Here is a 19196-nt window from a genome sequence, read left to right as displayed (position 1 = left end):
TCCTGTCGGCCTGTGTTGCCTCCCCCGAACGGCTGTGAATTTATGCGCTTAACTCGCCAGAAATCCAGCCCCAATGCGCAATTGAGACAAACTCCGTCAGGAGCAGCCGCAGCTGCGGCCGAGCACCATGCGCGTCGGCAGCACGTACGACCTGGGGTGGGACACCCCCGCCGCGGTGTCGGTCAGGATGCGCACCGCGAGCCGCCCCATCGAGGCGAACGGCTGGCGGACCGTGGTCAGCGTCGGGTTCGAGAGCCGGCCGGCGACGATCCCGTCGAAGCCGGTGACCGCGACGTCGTCCGGCACCCGGAGGCCGTGCCGGGCCAGGAGGTCCAGCACGGTGAGCGCGAGCTGGTCGGTGGCGCAGACCAGGGCGTCCGGCACGTCGCCGGCCGCGATGGCGGCGCGCAACGAGCGCAGGCTGTCCTGGGCCAGCGCGGTGGTGTCGAACGGTTCCTCGGGGACCGGCAGCCCGTGCGCGGCCAGCGCCGCCTGGAACCCGGCGAACCGGGCGGCGATGTCGGGCGCGGCCGGCTCGCCGAGGAACGCGGGAGACCGGCGGCCGTGCCGCTCGACCAGGTGATCGACGAGCTCGCGCACGGCGCTCTCGTTGGCCACCGTGATGTGGTGCAGCGGGTCGTGCATGGGCGGGCTGCTGAAGATCACCACGGGCACGCCGCGTCCCACGTGCTCCAGCAGGTCGCGCGCCGCGCCGCCCGGGAAGATCGCCAGGCCGTCGACGCTGCCGGCCAGATCGAAGCTGCCCAGCGAGTCGCGGCTGGCCCCCGACCCGAGCATCACCGGGCGGCCCAGCCGCTGCGCCTCCAGCTCGAACCCGCGCTGGATCTCGTCGACGTAGAGCGGGAATCGCCGCACGTCACCGAGGCCGTCGAGCTCCCGGGCCACCATGGCGTCGAGATCCTGGGCGCCGAGGTCGGCGGGCAGGAACATGTCGAAGGCGTACAGGCCGAGCGCCTGGGAGCGGCCCTTCGCGAGCCCGCGCGCGCTGCCGCTCGGCACGTAGCCGAGGGCCCGCGCGGCCTGCAGGACCAGCTCGCGCGTCTCCGGGCGAACCCGCTCCGGCTGCCGGAAGGTGTGCGAGACCGTCGCGATGGAGACGCCTGCCCGCTCAGCGACGTCGTAGACGGTCGCCCTCTGCGCCACCGGACCATCACCCGCCCTTCCCGGCGTCGCCTGCGAACGGATCGTATCCGCTTCGGGTCACCACCCTACGCGCCGCGCCCGGCCGGTGATCACCACGCTCGTACGCGTACCGGAGGCGACCGGGATCTTGACGGGACGCCCGCGCCCAGTAAAACTAACCACCTGGTAGGAAATGGCTGCGCGCCGCGGGTTCGCCCTGCGTGCGCGGTGTTCACCTCCGCCGCCGCGCCGGCCCCTGCCCTCACCCCCCTCCAGAGAAGGTGGCCCATGTTCGGGAAGAAGTCCCTCACACTCTCAGCGGCGGTCGTCACGGCGGCCGTCTCTTCGCTCCTGGCGACGCCGGCCGCGCACGCCTCCGCCCGTGACACCGCCGTCGGCCACTACGTGGCCCTCGGCGACTCCTACACCGCGGGCCCGGGAATCCCGAACCAGACGGACGCCGACTGCGGCCGTTCCGACCGCAACTACCCGACCCTGACCGCGGCCGCGCGGACCGTCGCCGCCTTCACGGACGTCAGCTGCGCCGGCGCGACCACGGCGAACATGACCGGCGCACAGGGCGCGGCCCCGCCGCAGCTGGACGCGCTCCGCCCGGAGACGGACCTGGTCACGCTGGGGATCGGCGGCAACGACATCAACGTCAGCGGCATCATCGGCCGCTGCGTCATCCTCGGCAGGCTCAACCCCGGCGGCTCGCCGTGCAAGGCCGGCTACACCCTGGCCGGCATCGACCAGCTCGCCGGGCGCATCGCCGCCACCGGCGACAAGATCGACGCCGTGCTCCAGGAGATCAGGCGGCGCTCCCCCGGCGCGGACGTCCTCGTCGTCGGCTATCCGGTCATCATGCCGGACGACGGGAGCAACTGCTATGCGACCGTCCCCATCGCCAAGGGTGACGCGCCCTGGCTGCGGGACGTGGAGAAGCGCCTCAACACCATGCTCGCCGCCCGCGCCGCGGCGGGCGGCGCCCGATTCGTCGACACCTACACCGGCTCGGTGGGCCACGACCTGTGCAAGCCCCTCGGCGTCCGGTGGACGGAGCCGATGGAGGGCGTGGACTCGGTGGGACTCCACCCCAACGCCTCGGGCCACCAGGCCATGTCCACCGCCGTGCTGACCGCGGTGGACGCCGCCCGGCGCTGACGGCGCCGCCGCCGCGGATCCTGATGGCCGTCAGGTTCGGACGGCGCCGGTGATGCGGCGGCGGAACACCCAGTACGTCCACGCCTGGTAGGCCAGCACCAGGGGCGTGAAGACGGCCGCGACCCAGGTCATCACCGTCAGCGTGTACGGGCTGGAGGCCGCGTTGGTCACGGTGAGGCTGTTGGCCGGGTCCAGGGCGGGCATGACGTTCGGGAACAGGCCGGTGAAGATCGCGGCCACCAGGGCGACCACGGCGACCGCGCTGGCGGTGAAGGCCCACCCGTCACGGCCGCGCACGGTCGCGGCCACCGCGCCGGCCAGGCCGAGGGCGACCAGCGCCACGGCGGTCCACCGCAGCGCGCCGCCGCCGTCCGAGAGCAGCAGGAACGCCATCACGACCAGGAACGCCGCCGGGGAGATGCTCTTGGCCATCCGGCCGGCGGCCAGGCGCAGGTCGCCGGTGGTGCGCAGGGCCAGGAAGACCGCGCCGTGCAGGGTGAACAGCAGCAGCGTGGCCAGCCCGCCGAGCAGCGCGAACGGGTTGAGCAGGGTCAGCAGGGTGCCGGTGTACTCGTGCTCGGCGTTCAGCGGCACACCGCGCACGATGTTGGCGAACGCCACCCCCCACAGGAAGGCCGGGACGAGCGAGCCCCAGAACAGCGCCCGGTCCCAGCCGCGCGTGCTGTCGCTCTTGCTGCGGTACTCCAGGGCCACGCCGCGGGCGATGAGCGCCAGCAGGATGAGGAACAGCGGCAGGTAGAAGCCGCTGAACAGGGTGGCGTACCACTCGGGGAAGGCGGCGAAGGTCGCGCCGCCGGCCACCAGCAGCCACACCTCGTTGCCGTCCCACACCGGGCCGATGGTCTTCAGGACGGCCCGCCGGTCGGCCTCCTCGCGACTCAGGACGGGCATCAGGATGCCGACGCCGAAGTCGAAGCCCTCCAGCAGGAAGTAGCCGGTCCACAGCACGGCGATCAGGACGAACCAGACGTTTTCCATGATTTCCTCAGTAGCTCAGCGCGGGGACGGCGGTCTCGGGCTCTTCCTGCTCGTTCGGCCCGATCCGGATGAACTTGACCAGCAGCCGGATCTCGATGATGGCGAGCACGGCGTAGGCCAGGGTGAAGCCGACCAGCGTGATGGCCACCGAGGGGACGTCCGCCGTCGGCGAGACGGCGTAGGCGGTGCGCATCAGCCCGAAGACGGTCCACGGCTGGCGGCCCATCTCGGTGAAGATCCAGCCCATGCTGTTGGCCAGGAACGGCAGGCCGATCCCGGCGATGGCCAGCCGGTAGGCCCAGCGGCCCGCGGGCAGCCGGCCGCGCCTGGTCAGCCAGAGCCCGGCGAGGGCGAGCAGCGCCGACAGCATGCCGAACCCGATCATCAGCCGGAAGGACCAGTAGGCCAGGCCGACGATCGGCCGGTAGTCGCCGGGGCCGTACAGGGCCTGGTAGCGGGCCTGGATGTCGTTGATGCCCTCGACCTCGCCGTCCAGGGTGTTGGTGGACAGCAGGCTCAGGCCGTAGGGGATCTGCAGGTTGACGTGGTTGCGGCCGTTCTCGACGTCGCCGATGGCGAACAGCGAGAAGCCGGCGGAGGTCTCGTCCTCCCACAGGGCCTCGGCGGCGGCCATCTTCATCGGCTGCTGCTCGGTCATGATCTGGGCCTGCCAGTGGCCGGAGAACGACACCCCGACCGCCGAGACCAGGCTGACGGCCAGCGCCAGCCGGGCCGAGGTGCGGAAGAGGGAGACGTCCCGCTTGCGCAGCAGGAACCAGGCGCTGACGCCCAGCACGAACGCGGCCGCGGTCAGGAACGCCCCGAACAGGACGTGCGGGAAGGTGACCAGCGTGGTCGAGTTGGTCAGCACGGCCCAGATGTCGGTCAGCTCGGCGCGGCCGTTGTTGATCCGGTAGCCGACGGGGTGCTGCATCCAGGAGTTGGCCGCCAGGATGAAGTAGGCCGAGATGTTGGTGCCGATGGCGGCCAGCCAGATCGTGGCCAGGTGCAGCCGGGGCGAGAGCCGGTCCCAGCCGAAGATCCACAGGCCGAGGAAGGTGGACTCCAGGAAGAAGGCCATCAGCCCCTCCATGGCCAGCGGCGCCCCGAACACGTCGCCGACGAAGCGGGAGTAGTCACTCCAGTTCATCCCGAACTGGAACTCCTGCACGATGCCCGTCACCACGCCCATGGCGAAGTTGATCAGGAACAGCCGGCCCCAGAACCGGGTCAGCCGCAGGTACTCCGGCTTCTTCGTCCGGTGCCACGCCGTCTGCAGACCGGCCACGATGATCGACAGGCCGATCGTGAGCGGCACGAAGAGGAAGTGGTAGACGGTCGTGATGCCGAACTGCCACCGGGAGAGATCCAGGACATCCATGCAGGCCAGGCTCCTCTTCCCGGCCGCCGCGCCGTAGGGCCGTGCGTCCCGGGGCCGAGGGACGTTGGTCCCATGAAGGGGCGAAAGGCCCTGTCCGGGGTACGGGGTGCCTGGACAGCTTCAACCCGCGTGGGGACGCAGCGGCAGGAGGAGACAGTGACAGCGACCGGCGACTTCGGCCACCGCATCCAGTACCACCGGCAGCGGCTGGGGCTCACCGTCGAGCAGGTGGCGGAGCGGGCGGACATGTCCGCCGGCTACCTCCGGTACATGGAGGAGCACGTGGACATCCCGGACAGGGGAACCCTGAACCGGCTGGCCGACGCGCTCGGGACCACCGGCCAGGACCTGCTGGGCGGCGGGCGCGACCGTCCGCCGGGCGTCGGGCCCGCGATGGCCGAGCCCGTCCTGGAGGTCCTCGACCGCGAGGAGTGCCTGCGCCTGATCGCGCCCGGCGGCATCGGCCGGATCGCGTTCAACGGCTCGCACGGGCCGACGGTGCTACCCGTCAACTTCCGCGTGCACGACGACGCCATCGTCTTCCGCACCGCCGCGGGCGGCCCGCTCGACCAGGACCTGCGGACCGGCCTGGAGGGCGTCGAGGTCATGGTGGGCTTCGAGGTGGACCGGATCGACGAGGCCCGGCGGCAGGGGTGGAGCGTGCTCGTGCAGGGGCCCGCCCACCACGTGACCCCGGACGAGCAGGCCGAGTCGGACGTCACCCCGTGGGCGGGCGGCGACCGGCGGCTGCACATCCGGATCGTCCCCCACCACGTCACCGGCCGCCGCATCCACTCCATGTGAGGGGACCGGCCCCGGATCCGTCCACCGCCACCACGATCTGACCGCCCATCGCACCTCTCCTTCCCGGGCTCCTCGCGCTCTCGGCTCCGCGCCGGTCAGCGGGACCGGACGGGCACGCGTCGGCGGTAGACGACGTAGGGCCGCCACAGGTACGCCACCGGCGCCGACCACACGTGCACCAGCCGGGTGAACGGCCAGATCGCGGCGAGCAGCCAGGCCGACATCGCGTGCAGCTGGAACAGCAGCGGCACGTCGGCCATCAGCCGCGGGTCGGGACGGAAGGTCAGCACGCCCCGGAACCAGACGGCGATCGTGGCCCGGTAGTCGTAGCCGCCGCCGAGCAGGTTGCTGCCCACGGTCGCGGCCATGCCGAGCACGATCACCACGGCCAGCACGGTGAACAGCACCTTGTCGGCGCGAGTGGTGGTGCGCCGCACCCGCGGGCTGGTCAGGCGCCGGGCCAGCAGCAGCGTCAGGCCCGCGACGACCATGACCCCGGCCACGGTCCCGGCGCTGACCGACACCAGGTGGTAGAGGTGCTCGTCCACGCCGACGGCCTCGGTCCAGCTCTTGGGGACGAGCAGGCCGAGCACGTGACCGCCGATGGCCGCGAACGCGCCCAGGTGGAACAGCGGCGAGCCGAGCCGCAGCAGCCTGCTCTCCAGCACCTGCGTGGTACGGGTGGTCCAGCCGAACTGGTCCACCCGCCAGCGCCAGACGTGCCCGGCGACGAAGATCGTCAAGGCGACATAGGGGACGATCGCCCAGAGCACGACGCTCACGGCCGTACCTCACTCTCGTTCAGCGGCGGCCCGTACGGGGCCAGGCCGACCTCCTCGGCGGGCGGGCCGGCCAGGGCGAGGTCGGCCACCGCGACCCGCTCGGCCTCCGACATGCCGGGCAGCACCGCGCACAGGGCGTCCAGCACGAGCGCATACGGCGAGCCGGCCTCGTGCAGGGCGGTGCGGATGAGCTCCAGCCCCTTGCGGTGCTGGCGCAGCGGCGCCTCCCCCACGTCCGGCCCGGCCAGCGCGGCGAACTCGCACACCACCGGCAGGAAGTCGGGCAGCTCGCCCTCGGGCGGGGTGAGCCCGGCCACGCGGTAGCGCTGCTTGAGCGTCAGCAGGGCCATGCCCCGGCGGCGGGTGTCGCCGTGCAGGTAGTAGGTGAGGTAGAGGCTGGACCTGCGGCGCAGGTCGAAGGTCTCGACGTAGTGGCGGGCCAGCGGCATCGGCTGCCGGTCGCCGAACCACCACAGGAACTGCTCCAGCGCCTGGCGCGGATGCCCGTCGGGCAGCGCGGCGACGGCCGTGCGCAGCTCGGGGCGGGCGGCCAGCAGCCCGGCGTCCGGGTACTGCAGCAGCAGCGAGACCAGCCGGAGCAGCGCGGCGCGGTCCTGCGGCCGTTCGACGACGGTGCCGGGGGCGGGCAGCAGTCTCATGACGCCGGCCCCTTGCCGGTGAACAGCTTCAGGCCCAGGCGTCCGTCGCTGCGGCGGCCGGTCACGCCGGTCGGGTGGAACCCGCTCATCCCGGGGCCGCCGTCGCCGTCCAGGCTGCACCCGGCGGCCTGGGCCGACAACGCGGCGGCGTCCTCGCGGTGGGCGGCGGGCACGACGTAGCGCTCCTCGTACTTGGCGACGGCCAGCAGGCGGTACATCTCCTCCATGTCCCGCGCCGTCATCCCGGCCGACTCCAGCAGGTCCCCGGCCACGGTGCCGTCGAGGGTGCGGGCCCGCATGTAGCCGCGCATCGCCGACAGCTTCATCAGCACCCCGGCCACCACCTCGGTGTCCCCGGCGCTGAACAGCCCGGCCAGGTACTCCAGCGGGATGCGCAGGTCGGTGATGGCGTGGAAGACGTTGTCGGGGTCGTCGGCGTCCGCGCCGGCCCCGGTCACGGCGTCGAGCACCGGCGACAGCGGCGGGATGTACCAGACCATCGGCAGCGTGCGGTACTCCGGGTGCAGCGGCAGCGCCACCCGGTAGCGCATGGCCAGCCGGTAGATCGGCGAGCGCCGCGCGGCCTCGATCCAGTCCTCGCTGATCCCGCCGGCCCGCGCGGCGGCGGCCACCTGCGGGTCGTCGGGGTCGAGGAAGACCTTGCGCTGGGCCTCCAGCAGGTCGCGCGGGTCGGGCACGCGGGCGGCGGCGAGCACGGCGTCGGCGTCGTACAGGACGAGGCCGATGTAGCGCAGCCGGCCCACGCAGGTCTCGGCGCACACGGTCGGCTGTCCCGCCTCGATGCGGGGGAAGCAGAACGTGCACTTCTCGGCCTTGCCGGTCTTGTGGTTGACGTACACCTTCTTGTACGGGCACGACGAGACGCACATGCGCCAGCCGCGGCAGCGGTCCTGGTCCACCAGGACGATGCCGTCCTCCTCCCGCTTGTACATCGCGCCGGAGGGGCAGGCGGCCACGCACGCCGGGTTGAGGCAGTGCTCGCAGATGCGCGGCAGGTGGAACATGAAGGTCTGGTCGAACTCCATGCGCACCTTCTCGGCCATGGCCGCCAGGTTGGGGTCGCCGTGGGCGTGCTCGGGGGCGCCGCCGAGGTCGTCCTCCCAGTTGGCGCCCCACGTGATGTTCATGTCCTTGCCGGTGATGGCCGACTTGGGACGGATGACCGGCACGTGCGGCCCGGCGGGGGCGTTGAGCAGGGTGTCGTAGTCGTAGGTGGCCGGCTCGTAGTAGTCGTCCAGGTCCGGCAGGTCGGGGTTGGAGAACAGGCTGAGCAGCCGCTTGACCCGGCCGCCCGCGCGCAGCTTGAGCCGGCCGCGCCCGTCGAGCTGCCAGCCGCCGTGCCAGCGTTCCTGGTCCTCGTACCGCTTGGGGTAGCCGACGCCGGGCTTGGTCTCGACGTTGTTGAACCAGACGTACTCGACGCCGTCCCGGTTCGTCCAGGTCTGCTTGCAGGTGACGGAACAGGTGTGGCAGCCGATGCACTTGTCCAGGTTCATCACCATGGCGACCTGTGCCATGACGCGCATCAGTAGGTCACCTCCTGGCCGCGGCGGCGGATCACCGTGATCTCGTCACGCTGGTTGCCGGTCGGCCCGTAGTAGTTGAAGGCGTAGGTGAACTGCGCGTACCCGCCGATGAGGTGGCTGGGCTTGAGCAGCAGCCGGGTGAGGGAGTTGTGCACGCCGCCGCGCCGGCCCGAGCGCTCGGTGAGCGGGACGTTCACGTTGCGGTCCTTGGCGTGGTACATGTACACCGTCCCGGCCGGCATCCGGTGGGAGACGACCGCCCTGGCCACGACCACGCCGTTGCGGTTGTACGCCTCGATCCAGTCGTTGTCGGCGGCCCCGATCGAGGCGGCGTCCTCGACGCTCATCCAGATCGTCGGCCCGCCCCGCGACAGGGCCAGCATGTACGCGTTGTCCTGGTACTCCGAGTGGATCGACCACTTCGAGTGCGGCGTCAGGTACCGCACGGTGACCTCGGCGCCCTGCCCGTCAGCCTGCCCGTCGCGCTGGTCGCCGTGGTGGCGGCGCAGGTCGAGCGGCGGCCGGTAGGCGGGAAGCTGCTCGCCCAGCTCGATGATCCAGTCATGGTCGAGGAAGAACTGCTGCCGGCCGGTCAGGGTGTGCCATGGTTTGTCGCGTTCGACGTTGATGACGAACGCGGAGTAGCGGCGCCCGCCGGTCTCCGAGCCCGACCACTCGGGCGAGGTGATCACCGGCTGCGGTCTCGACCGCGTGTCGGCGAACGTGATGCGTTTGCCCTCGTGCTCGGCGGCCAGGTCGGCGAGCCTGGTCCCGGTGCGCTTCTCCATGGTCTCGAAGCCCTGGGTGGCCAGGCGGCCGTTGGTGGTGCCGGACAGCGCGAGGATGGCCTCGCACATCCGGTCGGCGGTGCCCAGGGAGATGTGGCCCTCGGGGGTCTCGCCGTTCTGCTCACGCAGGCGGTCCAGCTCGGGGCCCACCCGGTAGGTGATGCCCTTGGTGGTCAGGCCCAGGTCGGCGAAGAGCGGCCCGATCCCGCGGACGCGCTCGGCGACGGCGCCGTAGTCGCGCTCGACCGTGACGATCTTGGGCATCGTCCGGCCCGGGACGGGCTCGCACTCGCCGTGCTTCCAGTCGCGCACCCGGCCGCCCGGCTGGGCCAGCTCGTCCGGGGTGTCGTGGGTGAGCGGGACGGCCAGCACGTCGGTGCGCCGGCCCAGGTGGCGGGCGGCCAGCTTGGAGAAGGCGTCGGCCAGCCCGAGGAAGGCGTCGTGGTCGGACCTGGTCTGCCAGGGCGGGGCGATGGCCGGGTTGAAGGCGTGCACGAACGGGTGCATGTCGGTGCTGGACAGGTCGTGCTTCTCGTACCAGGTGGCGGCGGGCAGGACGACGTCGGAGAACAGCGCCGTGGACGTCATCCGGAAGTCGATCGTCGTCAGCAGGTCGAGCTTGCCCTCCGCGGCGTTCTCCCGCCAGGTCACCTCGGCCGGGCGCAGCCCCTCGGGCGTCTCCTCGTTGCGCGCCTCGGCGTCGGCGCCGAGCAGGTGGCGCAGGAAGTACTCGTTGCCCTTGCCGGACGAGCCGAGCAGGTTGGCCCGCCACACGGTCAGCACCCGCGGGAAGTTGGCCGGGTCGCCCGGGTCCTCGGCGGCGAAGCGCAGCCGCCCGGCCTTCAGCTCGTCCACCACGTGCTCGGCCACCGGGACGCCGCGCGCGGCGGCCTCGTCGGCGAGCTTGAGCGGGTTGCGGTCGAACGTCGGGTGCGAGGGCAGCCAGCCCAGCCGGGCCGCCTGGGCGTTGCAGTCGGCGAACGAGCGGCCCGCGAACCTGCCCTCGCCCAGCGGGCTGGCCAGCTCGCCGGCCCCGAAGCTCTCGTAACGCCACTGGTCGGTGGCCAGGTACCAGAACGCGGTGCCGGCCATGTGCCGGGTCGGGCGCTGCCAGTCGAAGCCGAAGGCCAGGTGCTGGAAGCCGGTGACCGGGCGGACCTTCTCCTGGCCCACGTAGTGCGCCCAGCCGCCGCCGTTGACGCCCTGGCAGCCGGTCAGCAGCACCAGCGTCAGGAACGAGCGGTAGATCTGGTCGGAGTGGAACCAGTGGTTGGTGCCGGCGCCCATCGCGATCATCGACCGGCCCTGCGTGCGCTCGGCGTTGCGGGCGAACTCGCGGGCGATCCTGGCGATCGTGGCGGCCGGGACCGAGGTGATCTCCTCCGCCCAGGCCGGGGTGTAGGGCTGCGTGGCGTCCTCGTAGCTCGCCGGCCATTCGCCGGGCAGGTCGCGGGCCACGCCGTACTGGGCCATGAGCAGGTCGAACACCGTCGTGACGAGCTTGCCGGCCAGCTCGGTGACCGGGACGCCGCGGCGCATGACCGTGCCGCCCTCGGTGGGCCCCTCGTCGAAGCGCGGCAGGTCCACCTCGACCGCGCGCCCGGACCGGCCGAGCAGGGTCAGCGCGGGGACGGCGCCGTCCAGGTCGAGGTTCCAGCGGCCCTCGCCCTCCTGGCCCCAGCGGTGGCCGAGCGAGCCGTTCGGCACCTGCGCGGCGCCGGTCGTCTCGTCCAGGAAGACGGTCTTGAACTCGGCGTTCTCGCTGTCCTGGCCCAGGTCGGCGGCGGTCAGGAAGCGGCGCGGCACGTACGCGTCGCCGCGCGGCTCCAGCGTCACCAGGAACGGCAGGTCGGTGTACTTGCGCACGTAGTCGGTGAAGTAGGGCACCTGGCGGTCGCGGAAGAACTCGGTCAGCGTCACGTGGCCCATCGCCATGGCCAGGGCGCCGTCGGTGCCGGGGTGCGGCGCGAGCCAGTCGTCGGCGAACTTGACGTTGTCGGCGTAGTCCGGGCTGACCGCGACGACCTTGGTGCCCTGGTAGCGGGCCTCGGTCATGAAATGGGCGTCCGGGGTGCGGGTGACCGGGATGTTGGAGCCCCACATGATCAGGTAGCGGGAGTTCCACCAGTCGGCCGCCTCGGGCACGTCGGTCTGGTCGCCCCACACCTGCGGCGAGGCGATCGGCAGGTCGGCGTACCAGTCGTAGAACGACAGCAGCGTGCCGCCGATCATCGACAGGAAGCGGGTGCCGGCCGCGAACGAGGCCATCGACATCGCCGGGATCGGCGAGAAGCCCACCACCCGGTCGGGGCCGTGGTCCTTGATGGTGTGCACGTGGGCGGCGGCCATGAGCTCCAGGACCTCGTCCCAGCTCGACCGGACGAACCCGCCCTTGCCGCGGGCCCGCTTGTAGGCCCGCGCGCGCTCGGGGTCGCCGGTCAGCTCCGCCCACGCCAGCACGGGGTCGCCCAGCCTGGCCTTGGCCTCGCGCCACATCTCCAGCAGCACCCCGCGCACGTACGGGTAGCGCACCCGCGAGGGAGAGTAGGTGTACCAGGAGAAGGACGCGCCACGGGGACAGCCGCGCGGCTCGTACTCGGGCGACTCCGGGCCGACCGACGGGTAGTCGGTGGCCTGGTGCTCCCACGTGATCAGGCCGTCCTTGACGAACACCTGCCAGGAGCACGAGCCCGTGCAGTTCACACCGTGCGTCGAGCGCACCACCTTGTCGTGCGCCCACCGGTCCCGGTAGAAGCGGTCCCAGGCGCCGGGATCGACCTGGTGCAGGGTGCGGCCGTCGGCCGACACCTCCGCCCTGGTGAAGAACTTCCTGGCCGCCAGCAACGGCCCCATGCCCGGGATCGCGTCTATGTCGCTCACAACTCTTCCCCTGCCACAACGGTCATGGATCCAGGCTGGTGGGCGGGCAGGCGCTCCCGGCAGGGACCAAAGTCCCTTCGTACCGGCCGATGGGCCCACGACCGGCGCCCGGGACCTTGGTCCCTACTTCCGGGTGACGGGAGGCGGTAGCGTCGGAGGCATGATTCGTGTGTTCCTTCTCGACGATCACGAGGTCGTGCGGCGTGGCGTGGCCGCCCTGCTGGGCTCCGAGGACGACATCGAGGTGATCGGCGAGGCCGGGACCGCCGAGTCGGCGATCGCCCGCATCCCGGCGCTGAAGCCCGACGTCGCGGTGCTCGACGTGCGCCTGCCCGACGGCAACGGCGTCGACGTGTGCCGGGAGGTGCGCTCGAAGCTGCCGGGGCTGGCCTGCCTCATGCTGACCTCGTTCGCCGACGACGACGCCCTGTTCGACGCGGTGATGGCCGGCGCATCGGGCTACGTGCTCAAGCAGATCCACGGCTCCGACCTGGTCGGCGCGGTGCGCACGGTGGCCTCCGGGCAGTCGCTGCTCGACCCGCAGACCACCGCCGCCATGTTGCAGCGGCTGCGCGACCAGGCCGCCCGGCAGGACCCGCTGGCGGCGCTGTCGGAGCAGGAGCGGAACATCCTCGACCTGATCGGCGAGGGGCTGACCAACCGGCAGATCGGCGAGCGCATGTTCCTGGCCGAGAAGACGGTCAAGAACTACGTGTCCAACCTGCTGGCCAAGCTCAACATGCAGCGCCGCACGCAGGCCGCCGCGCTGTCGGCGCGGTTGCGGGCCGACCGTCGCGACTGAGCGCCCCCGCGTCGGGACTCGCGTCGGGACTTTCGCCTCTGACACCGGGAACGTGCCTGGTGGGAGGCTGAGAAGCATGCAACTCGACTCGTCCGGGCTCCAGGTGCTCTCCCGTGAGGAGTGCCTGCGCCTGCTGTCGTCCACGCCGATCGGGCGGATCGTCTTCACCGATCGCGCTCTGCCGGCCGTGCAGCCGGTCAACTTCTGCCTCGACGGAGAGCGCGTGGTCATCCGCACCTCGATCGGGTCGAAGCTGGCCGCGGCCACCCGGCAGGCCGTGGTGGCGTTCGAGGCCGACGAGTTCGATCCCGCGATGCGCACCGGCTGGTCGGTGACGGCGGTCGGGCACGCGCGGGCGGTGACCGATCCGGCCGAGACGGCCCGGCTGGCCGCGCTGCCCCTGTCCCCGTGGGCTCCGGGCAGCCGCGATCACTACATCGTGGTCGACGCCGAGCAGCTGTCCGGCCGCCGGATCGCCGGCTGACCTGTCGTCAAGGCGCGGGGCCCGGCCGGACGGCCGGGCCCCGCCTTTGCGTGGGGTGCGGTCAGCGCCTTTGCGTGGGGTGCGGTCAGCGCCTTTGCGTGGAGTGCGGTCAGCGCGAGCCGGCCGGGCCGGCCACGCGGCGGGCGGCCAGCGCGCGGACCGCGGTCACCGTCAGGGCCAGCGTCACCACGGCGGTGACCGCCAGCAGGGCCAGGCCGAGGCCGTACGAGCCGAGCCGGCCGTACAGGAAGCCCATCACCAGCGGCGGGACGAACCCGCCGAGCCCGCCGGCGGCGCCGACCAGGCCGGTGACCGTGCCGACCTTGTCGGCCGGGGCGACCTGCGCGACCAGCGCGAAGGTGGCGCCGCTGCCGGCGCCGAGCGCGGCGGCCATGGTCAGGAACGCGATCGTGCCGACCGGCATGAGGCCGGGGGTGAGCGCCTGCACGGCCGCCGTGCCGGCGGTGAGGACGAACACGCCGGTCAGCACGGGCACCGGGCCGACGCGGTCCGACAGCCAGCCGCCGATCGGCCGGGCCAGCACGGCCAGCACGACGAACCCGGCCATCCTGTTGGCGGCGTCGGCCTGCTCCAGCCCGTAGCCGGTCTGCAGGTAGGCGGGCAGGTAGACCGAGAAGGCGACGTAACCGCCGAAGGCGACCGCGTACAACACGCACGCCTGCCAGGTGATCGGCAGCCTGAGCGCGGCGGCCATGCGGGCACCGAGCGGCTGGGTGACGACGGCACGGCCGGGCGCGTCGCGCAGCACCAGCCACGCCACGACCGCGTACGCGGCCAGCACGACGGCGGTGATGAGGAACGGCACGGCGGCGCCGCCGGCGCGGACCAGCGGGACGGTGGTCAGCGCGCTGATCGCGGTGCCGCCCATCCCCGCGCCGAAGATCCCGACCGCCAGGCCGCGCCGGTTCGGCGGGAACCAGGCGTTGACGAACGGCACCCCGACGGCGAACACGGTGCCGCCGACGCCGAGGAAGAACCCGCCGATCAGCAGCGAGACCATCGACGTCTGCCCGAACAGGCCGATGAACAGGACGGGGACGATGGTGGCCGCCGAGACCAGCGGGAACATCACCCGCCCGCCGAACCTGTCGGTGAGCGCGCCGACCGGGATGCGGCCCAGCGACCCCACGATCACCGGGACGGCCACCAGCAGCGCCTGCTGCCCGGCCGACAGCCCGAGCAGCTCCTTGAAACGCGGCCCGAGCGGACTGAGCAGGGCCCAGGCCCAGAAGTTCACCGCGAAGCCCAGGGTCGCCAGGGTGAGCATCAACGCCGGGCTGCGGCCGGGGGTGGTGGCCGGTGCGTTCGTCATGTCTTCCTCACGTGGTTCATGCGGAGGTGGGGGCGGCCTGGATGGCCGCGATCACCTGGCTTTGCCGTCCCATCACAGCTCAGCGGGCATGACGCGGGGTATGGACGAAGGTCCCGACCTCCCGGGACTTAGGACGCGCGAGGGCTACGCGGCCGTCACAGCGGGACGTGCCAGCGCAGGCGGGTGCCGCCCTCCTCCGGCGTCTCCAGCTCGGCGGCCCCGCCGAGGTCGGCGGCCCGTTCCTCGATGTTGCGCAGGCCGCTGCGCCGCCCGCCGTCGCCCACGCCGACGCCGTTGTCGCCGACGAGGAGGGTGAGCCGGCCGCCGGCGACCTCGATGGAGACCTCGGCCCGGGTGGCGTGGGAGTGGCGCACCACGTTGGACAGCGCCTCGCGCAGGACGGCGAGCAGGTGACCGGCCACCTGGTCGGGCACCAGGGTGTCGATCTGGCCCTCCATCCGCAGGCCGGGCATGAACCCCAGGTGCGCGCCCGCCCCCTCCACCAGGTCGACGATCTTCGTGCGCAGGCTCGGCGCGGCGTCCTCGCGCGGGGTCTGGAGGGCGAAGATGGACGAGCGGATCTGCCGGATGGTCTCGTCCAGCTCGTCGATGGCGTGCTGGAGCCGTTTGCCCGCCTCCGGCCGCTCGACCAGCCGGACGGTGCTCATCAGCGTCATGGCCGTGGCGAACAGCCGCTGGATGACGACGTCGTGCAGGTCCTTGGCGATGCGGTCGCGGTCCTCCAGCAGGCCGAGCCGTTCGGCGTCGCGGCGGGCCTCGGCCAGCTCCAGCGCGATCGCCGCCTGCCCCGCGAACGACTCCAGCATCTGCTGGTCGGCCCCGCTGAACGGCAGCCGCCCGCCGCGCTTGGCCAGCATGAGCACGCCGCGCACGCGGGGGGCGGCGCCCAGCGGCACCATCAGGCCGGGGCCGTAGCCCAGCCGCCGCAGCGGCGAGTCGGGGTAGGGCGCGCCCGGCAGGTCGCGTTCGGACCTGGGCTCGCCGTGCGTGAACGCCTCCCCCGCCAGGGTGGCCGAGACGTCGAAGGCCATCCCCAGCAGCTCGTCGGCGCCCTCGCCCTCGGCCACGTCGACGGTCAGCGTGCCGCCCGACGGGTCGGGCAGCAGCACCTGGACCAGGTCGGCGTCGGTCATCTGGCGGGCCCGCGCCGCCATGGTGGTGAGCACCTCGCGGGAGCCGGCGCCGGACAGCAGACTGGTGATGATCTCCGAGGACGCCTGCAGCCAGGTCTCACGCCGGCGCGACTCCTCGTACAGCCGGGCGTTCTCCACGGCGACGCCGGCGGCGGTGGCCAACGCGATCACGATGGCCTCGTCCTCCTCGTCGAAGTCGCCGCCGCCGCGTTTCTCGGTCAGGTAGAGGTTGCCGAACACCTCGTCGCGCACCCGCACCGGGACGCCGAGGAAGGTGCCCATCGGCGGGTGGCCGGGCGGGAAGCCGTAGGACTCGGGGTGGTCGGAGATGCGGCCCAGCCGCAGCGGGCGGGCGTCCTTGATCAGCAGGCCGAGCAGGCCCAGCCCGTGCGGCCAGTGCTCGATCCGGGCGATCTCCTCCTCGCTCAGCCCCACCGGGATGAACTGGACGAGCGTCTGCTCCTCGCCGACCACGCCGAGCGCCCCGTAGCTGGCGTCCACCAGCTTGGTGGCCGTCTCGACGATCCGCCGCAGCACGGTCTCCAGGTCGAGGTCGCTGCCCACCGAGACGACGGCCTCCAGCAGCGCGTGCACCCGGTCGCGGGTGGCGAGGACGGCGTTGAGCCTCGTCTGCAGCTCGGCCAGCAGCTCGTCGAGCCGCATCTGGGGCATCAGGCTACGCTGCTCACTTTCCGACATACCGTTCAGTGTCCCAGCAAGTGCCCTCGCCGCCGGAATCAGCCCGCCGGGCCCGTCCGCCTCTACAGCAGCGGCGGGACGGTGAACAGGTCGTCCCGGTCGCGTTCCAGCTCGGTCACGACGTCGACGACGCCCTCCACCGCCCGGACCGCCTCCGTCAGCGCGGCGGCCCGCGCGCGGGTCGCCACCCTGCCGGTGATCGTGACCACGCCGGCGTCGACCGTGACCGCGAACGTGCCGTCCGGCGGGAGCACGGCCCTGACGTCCGCCTCCAGCTCGGCGGCCGGGCGGGTGAAGACGCGCAGCACGTCGCGCTGGTGCAGGGTGCCGACGACGCGTCCGGTGACCGGGTCGATCACCGGGAGCTGCCTGATCCGCCGGGCGTGCATGATCCTGGCCGCCTCGCGCACCGGCATGCCCGGGGTGACCGTGACCGCCGGCGACGTCATCAGCTCCGCGGCGGTGACGGCGGCGGCCTTGCGCTGCTCCTGCCGCCGCGCCCGCGAGTCGAGGACGGAGACGGCGTGCCGGGCCCGGCCGGTCTCCTTGAGCAGCAGGTCGTCCTCCGACACCACGCCCACCGGCCGCCGGTCGGCGTCGATCACGGTGACCGCGCCCACCGCGTACCGCTTCATCGCCGCCACGATGTCGGCGAACGACGCGTGCTCCAGCACCGCGATCGCCACGCGTCCCATGACGTCCTTGACCTCGATCGACATGATCGCCACCTCGCTTTCCGCCTCCACGGTCCCGCGCGCGGGGGCGGTGGCGGCAGCGGCGAACGTCCCGCGGGCGAGGGGCTAAGGTCCTGGACGGCCGGAGCGGGTGTCAGTGCAGCGGGCCGGCGAAGACCACGATCTCGTCGATGTCGCCGGCGGCGGTGAGGTGCACCATGTCGGTGCCCGACAGGACGGTGGCGCCGTCGGGCCCCTCGAAGCGCCAGCCGAACCGGGCCCACTCGTGCGGCGCGTCGACGGACGTCGTCCGGACCATGCGGCAGCCGCCGGCCCGGTAGCCCTGGACCACCTCGGTGACGAAGTCGGCCACCGCGCCCCGGCCGGATCCGCGGCCGAGCGGCCCCCAGAACACCACGTCGGCGGCGAGGGCACGGCTGAGCAGCGCGGAGCGGTGGTCGGGGTCGTCGGCGTTGGCGGCGGCGATGAAGGCGTCGATCGCGTCGGCGTGGGCCCGGTGGTGCCGCTGCGGGGATGCCGCCGGTTCGTGCGCGGTCATGTCGTCCTCCATCCGTCGCCGGGGCGTGCGGGAACCGGGGCCGGTCGCACGCCGATCGCCATGAGCCAGTACATCACGAGCGCGCTCCTGGCCTACTCCTCTTCCGGCTGGTTCCCCACGAGCAGGTTGAACGCCCCGGTCAGCAGGTTGAGCGAGACCAGGCCGACGACCTCGGCGATCACCCGGTCGCTCCAGCCGAGGGAGCGCAGCCCCGCCACCTCCTCGTCGGTGATGGACGACGGCTCGACCAGCACCCGCACCGCCACCGCGATCAGGGCGGCCTCCCGCGCGTCGGCCGAGGTGCCCTGGCGGGCCAGGGCGACGTCGGCCTCGCTCAGCCCGGCGGCCAGCGCCCCCTCGGTGTGCGCGGCCAGGCACGTGGCGCAGCCGATCCACTCCTGCACGGCCAGGGAGATCTTCTCGCTGAGCGCGCGCGGGATCTTCACCCGCTTCATCGCCCGGGAGAAGTCCAGATATCCCTGGAGCAAGGCGGGCGAGTGGGCCATCGTGGACACCATGTCACCCGCCCCGCCGTGCCTGGCGACGATGTCGTCCAGGATCTGACGGGACTTCTCGGGGGCCTTCTCAGGAACGAGCGGTTCAAGACGTCTCATACGGCGCACTCTATACCCGTAGGGGGTATCCGGGAAACCGGTCGCGGATCCGTTGAACCGGATCCGGCGGGCCCGCGTACCTTCGAGCATGCACAGGCTCTTGCGCGGTGAGATGTTCATGCTGGGCGGCTTCGTCGCGGCGGCGGCGGCGACGATCCTGCTGATCCTGCCTCCGTCGATCGACCCCGCGGACGCGCAACGGACCCTCACGCCCTCGGGCCCCCTCTCGGCCGCCGACGTCGACCTGCTGATCAAGGTGCGGCAGGCGGGACTGTGGGAGATGCCCGCGGGCGAGTACGCCGCCACCCGCGCCCAGTCGCAGCGCGTCAAGCAGGTCGGCAAGCAGATCATGGGCGAGCACCAGAAGCTGGACCAGATGACCCGCGACACGGCGGCCAGACTCGGCGTCGCCCTGCCCGACGAGCCCAACCCCGACCAGCAGCGCTGGCTGGCCCAGCTCGCGGCCGAGAGCGGCCCGGCCTTCGACCAGGACTACGCGAACCTGCTGCGCGCCGCGCACGGCAAGGTCTTCGGCACCCTGGCGCTCGTCCGGGCCGGGACCAGGAACGCCGAGATCCGCAAGTTCGCCCAGGAAGGCATCAACTTCGTCATGCGCCACATGACGTACCTCGAATCGACCGGCCTGGTGAACCACAACCAGCTCCCCGAGCCCCCGCCCCCGTCCCCCGCCCCGCCCACCTCCTGACCTGCCGGCCCCTGGAAGCGCGTC

At 72.4% G+C, this 19196-nt stretch carries 17 protein-coding genes; 5 read left to right on the top strand and 12 right to left on the bottom strand.

Features of this window, described 5'->3' with window-relative positions:
* Positions 1 to 96: 96 nt before the first annotated feature.
* Positions 97 to 1164: a LacI family DNA-binding transcriptional regulator gene (locus tag ACIBQ6_RS05015; RefSeq protein WP_397210323.1), complete on the bottom strand. Its 1068-nt coding sequence runs from the start codon at positions 1162 to 1164 to the stop codon at positions 97 to 99.
* A gap of 267 nt (positions 1165 to 1431) precedes the next feature.
* Here ACIBQ6_RS05015 and ACIBQ6_RS05010 point away from each other — a divergent pair, with 267 nt between their 5' ends.
* Positions 1432 to 2307: an SGNH/GDSL hydrolase family protein gene (locus ACIBQ6_RS05010; RefSeq protein WP_358301475.1), complete on the top strand. Its 876-nt coding sequence runs from the start codon at positions 1432 to 1434 to the stop codon at positions 2305 to 2307.
* A 30-nt stretch (positions 2308 to 2337) separates the two neighbouring features.
* Here the strand turns inward: ACIBQ6_RS05010 and cydB are convergent, their stop codons facing one another.
* The gene (gene cydB, locus ACIBQ6_RS05005; protein WP_358301477.1) at positions 2338 to 3306 is read right to left on the bottom strand and encodes a cytochrome d ubiquinol oxidase subunit II; all 969 of its coding nucleotides are present in this window, start codon (positions 3304 to 3306) and stop codon (positions 2338 to 2340) included.
* A 7-nt stretch (positions 3307 to 3313) separates the two neighbouring features.
* A complete protein-coding gene (locus ACIBQ6_RS05000) occupies positions 3314 to 4687 on the bottom strand; it encodes a cytochrome ubiquinol oxidase subunit I (RefSeq protein WP_397210322.1) in 1374 nt (457 codons plus the stop codon).
* A gap of 156 nt (positions 4688 to 4843) precedes the next feature.
* Here ACIBQ6_RS05000 and ACIBQ6_RS04995 point away from each other — a divergent pair, with 156 nt between their 5' ends.
* Positions 4844 to 5491 (top strand): pyridoxamine 5'-phosphate oxidase family protein, encoded by a 648-nt coding sequence (locus ACIBQ6_RS04995; protein ID WP_397210321.1) that lies wholly within the window; start codon positions 4844 to 4846, stop codon positions 5489 to 5491.
* 95 nt (positions 5492 to 5586) lie between these two features.
* Here the strand turns inward: ACIBQ6_RS04995 and narI are convergent, their stop codons facing one another.
* From narI to ACIBQ6_RS04975, 4 genes are read right to left on the bottom strand one after another with little or no spacing between them, the layout of a single operon-like run.
* Positions 5587 to 6273, bottom strand: a complete 687-nt coding sequence (narI, locus tag ACIBQ6_RS04990) for a respiratory nitrate reductase subunit gamma (protein WP_397210320.1) — start codon at positions 6271 to 6273, stop codon at positions 5587 to 5589.
* Positions 6270 to 6932: a nitrate reductase molybdenum cofactor assembly chaperone gene (narJ, locus tag ACIBQ6_RS04985; RefSeq protein ID WP_397210319.1), complete on the bottom strand. Its 663-nt coding sequence runs from the start codon at positions 6930 to 6932 to the stop codon at positions 6270 to 6272. The genes narI and narJ overlap by 4 nt, the downstream gene beginning before the upstream one ends.
* Positions 6929 to 8479 (bottom strand): nitrate reductase subunit beta, encoded by a 1551-nt coding sequence (narH, locus tag ACIBQ6_RS04980; RefSeq protein ID WP_397210318.1) that lies wholly within the window; start codon positions 8477 to 8479, stop codon positions 6929 to 6931. The genes narJ and narH overlap by 4 nt, the downstream gene beginning before the upstream one ends.
* Positions 8479 to 12120: a nitrate reductase subunit alpha gene (locus ACIBQ6_RS04975; protein ID WP_397210363.1), complete on the bottom strand. Its 3642-nt coding sequence runs from the start codon at positions 12118 to 12120 to the stop codon at positions 8479 to 8481. The genes narH and ACIBQ6_RS04975 overlap by 1 nt, the downstream gene beginning before the upstream one ends.
* 187 nt (positions 12121 to 12307) lie before the next feature.
* Between ACIBQ6_RS04975 and ACIBQ6_RS04970 the strand changes: the two genes are divergently transcribed.
* Both ACIBQ6_RS04970 and ACIBQ6_RS04965 read left to right on the top strand, forming a co-directional pair.
* Positions 12308 to 12949: a response regulator transcription factor gene (locus ACIBQ6_RS04970; protein WP_352351499.1), complete on the top strand. Its 642-nt coding sequence runs from the start codon at positions 12308 to 12310 to the stop codon at positions 12947 to 12949.
* A 76-nt stretch (positions 12950 to 13025) separates the two neighbouring features.
* Positions 13026 to 13433, top strand: a complete 408-nt coding sequence (locus ACIBQ6_RS04965) for a pyridoxamine 5'-phosphate oxidase family protein (RefSeq protein ID WP_387669698.1) — start codon at positions 13026 to 13028, stop codon at positions 13431 to 13433.
* 109 nt (positions 13434 to 13542) lie between these two features.
* Here the strand turns inward: ACIBQ6_RS04965 and ACIBQ6_RS04960 are convergent, their stop codons facing one another.
* From ACIBQ6_RS04960 to ACIBQ6_RS04940, 5 genes are all read right to left on the bottom strand, one after another.
* Positions 13543 to 14766: an MFS transporter gene (locus ACIBQ6_RS04960; protein ID WP_397210317.1), complete on the bottom strand. Its 1224-nt coding sequence runs from the start codon at positions 14764 to 14766 to the stop codon at positions 13543 to 13545.
* Between the two features lie 155 nt (positions 14767 to 14921).
* The gene (locus ACIBQ6_RS04955) at positions 14922 to 16592 is read right to left on the bottom strand and encodes a GAF domain-containing protein (protein WP_397210316.1); all 1671 of its coding nucleotides are present in this window, start codon (positions 16590 to 16592) and stop codon (positions 14922 to 14924) included.
* A gap of 89 nt (positions 16593 to 16681) precedes the next feature.
* On the bottom strand, positions 16682 to 17338 hold the full coding sequence (locus tag ACIBQ6_RS04950; RefSeq protein WP_358301493.1) for a CBS domain-containing protein: 657 nt from the start codon (positions 17336 to 17338) through the stop codon (positions 16682 to 16684).
* A gap of 109 nt (positions 17339 to 17447) precedes the next feature.
* Complete coding sequence (locus ACIBQ6_RS04945; RefSeq protein WP_387669705.1) at positions 17448 to 17852, bottom strand: nuclear transport factor 2 family protein; 405 nt, start codon at positions 17850 to 17852, stop codon at positions 17448 to 17450.
* A 92-nt stretch (positions 17853 to 17944) separates the two neighbouring features.
* Positions 17945 to 18466, bottom strand: a complete 522-nt coding sequence (locus ACIBQ6_RS04940) for a carboxymuconolactone decarboxylase family protein (RefSeq protein WP_397210315.1) — start codon at positions 18464 to 18466, stop codon at positions 17945 to 17947.
* An 88-nt stretch (positions 18467 to 18554) separates the two neighbouring features.
* Here ACIBQ6_RS04940 and ACIBQ6_RS04935 point away from each other — a divergent pair, with 88 nt between their 5' ends.
* The gene (locus tag ACIBQ6_RS04935; protein ID WP_358301501.1) at positions 18555 to 19172 is read left to right on the top strand and encodes a DUF4142 domain-containing protein; all 618 of its coding nucleotides are present in this window, start codon (positions 18555 to 18557) and stop codon (positions 19170 to 19172) included.
* Positions 19173 to 19196: the final 24 nt, after the last annotated feature.

Origin of the sequence: Nonomuraea sp. NPDC049655, from assembly GCF_044465465.1 — a bacterium.
Taxonomy (GTDB): Bacteria; Actinomycetota; Actinomycetes; order Streptosporangiales; family Streptosporangiaceae; genus Nonomuraea.
The sequence above is the reverse complement of the archived record's forward strand: the minus strand, read 5'-3'. Positions and strand labels throughout refer to the sequence as shown.

Coding starts and splice junctions, on each gene's coding strand:
- ACIBQ6_RS04965 (WP_387669698.1), top strand. CDS start 13,026: ATGCAACTCGACTCGTCCGGGCTCCAGGTGCTCTCCCGTGAGGAGTGC.
- narJ (WP_397210319.1), bottom strand. CDS start 6,932: ATGAGACTGCTGCCCGCCCCCGGCACCGTCGTCGAACGGCCGCAGGAC.
- ACIBQ6_RS04950 (WP_358301493.1), bottom strand. CDS start 17,338: ATGTCGATCGAGGTCAAGGACGTCATGGGACGCGTGGCGATCGCGGTG.
- ACIBQ6_RS04955 (WP_397210316.1), bottom strand. CDS start 16,592: ATGCCCCAGATGCGGCTCGACGAGCTGCTGGCCGAGCTGCAGACGAGG.
- ACIBQ6_RS04940 (WP_397210315.1), bottom strand. CDS start 18,466: ATGAGACGTCTTGAACCGCTCGTTCCTGAGAAGGCCCCCGAGAAGTCC.
- ACIBQ6_RS05000 (WP_397210322.1), bottom strand. CDS start 4,687: ATGGATGTCCTGGATCTCTCCCGGTGGCAGTTCGGCATCACGACCGTC.
- ACIBQ6_RS04975 (WP_397210363.1), bottom strand. CDS start 12,120: ATGGGGCCGTTGCTGGCGGCCAGGAAGTTCTTCACCAGGGCGGAGGTG.
- ACIBQ6_RS04935 (WP_358301501.1), top strand. CDS start 18,555: ATGCACAGGCTCTTGCGCGGTGAGATGTTCATGCTGGGCGGCTTCGTC.
- ACIBQ6_RS04960 (WP_397210317.1), bottom strand. CDS start 14,766: ATGACGAACGCACCGGCCACCACCCCCGGCCGCAGCCCGGCGTTGATG.
- ACIBQ6_RS04970 (WP_352351499.1), top strand. CDS start 12,308: ATGATTCGTGTGTTCCTTCTCGACGATCACGAGGTCGTGCGGCGTGGC.
- narH (WP_397210318.1), bottom strand. CDS start 8,479: ATGCGCGTCATGGCACAGGTCGCCATGGTGATGAACCTGGACAAGTGC.
- cydB (WP_358301477.1), bottom strand. CDS start 3,306: ATGGAAAACGTCTGGTTCGTCCTGATCGCCGTGCTGTGGACCGGCTAC.
- ACIBQ6_RS05010 (WP_358301475.1), top strand. CDS start 1,432: ATGTTCGGGAAGAAGTCCCTCACACTCTCAGCGGCGGTCGTCACGGCG.
- ACIBQ6_RS04945 (WP_387669705.1), bottom strand. CDS start 17,852: ATGACCGCGCACGAACCGGCGGCATCCCCGCAGCGGCACCACCGGGCC.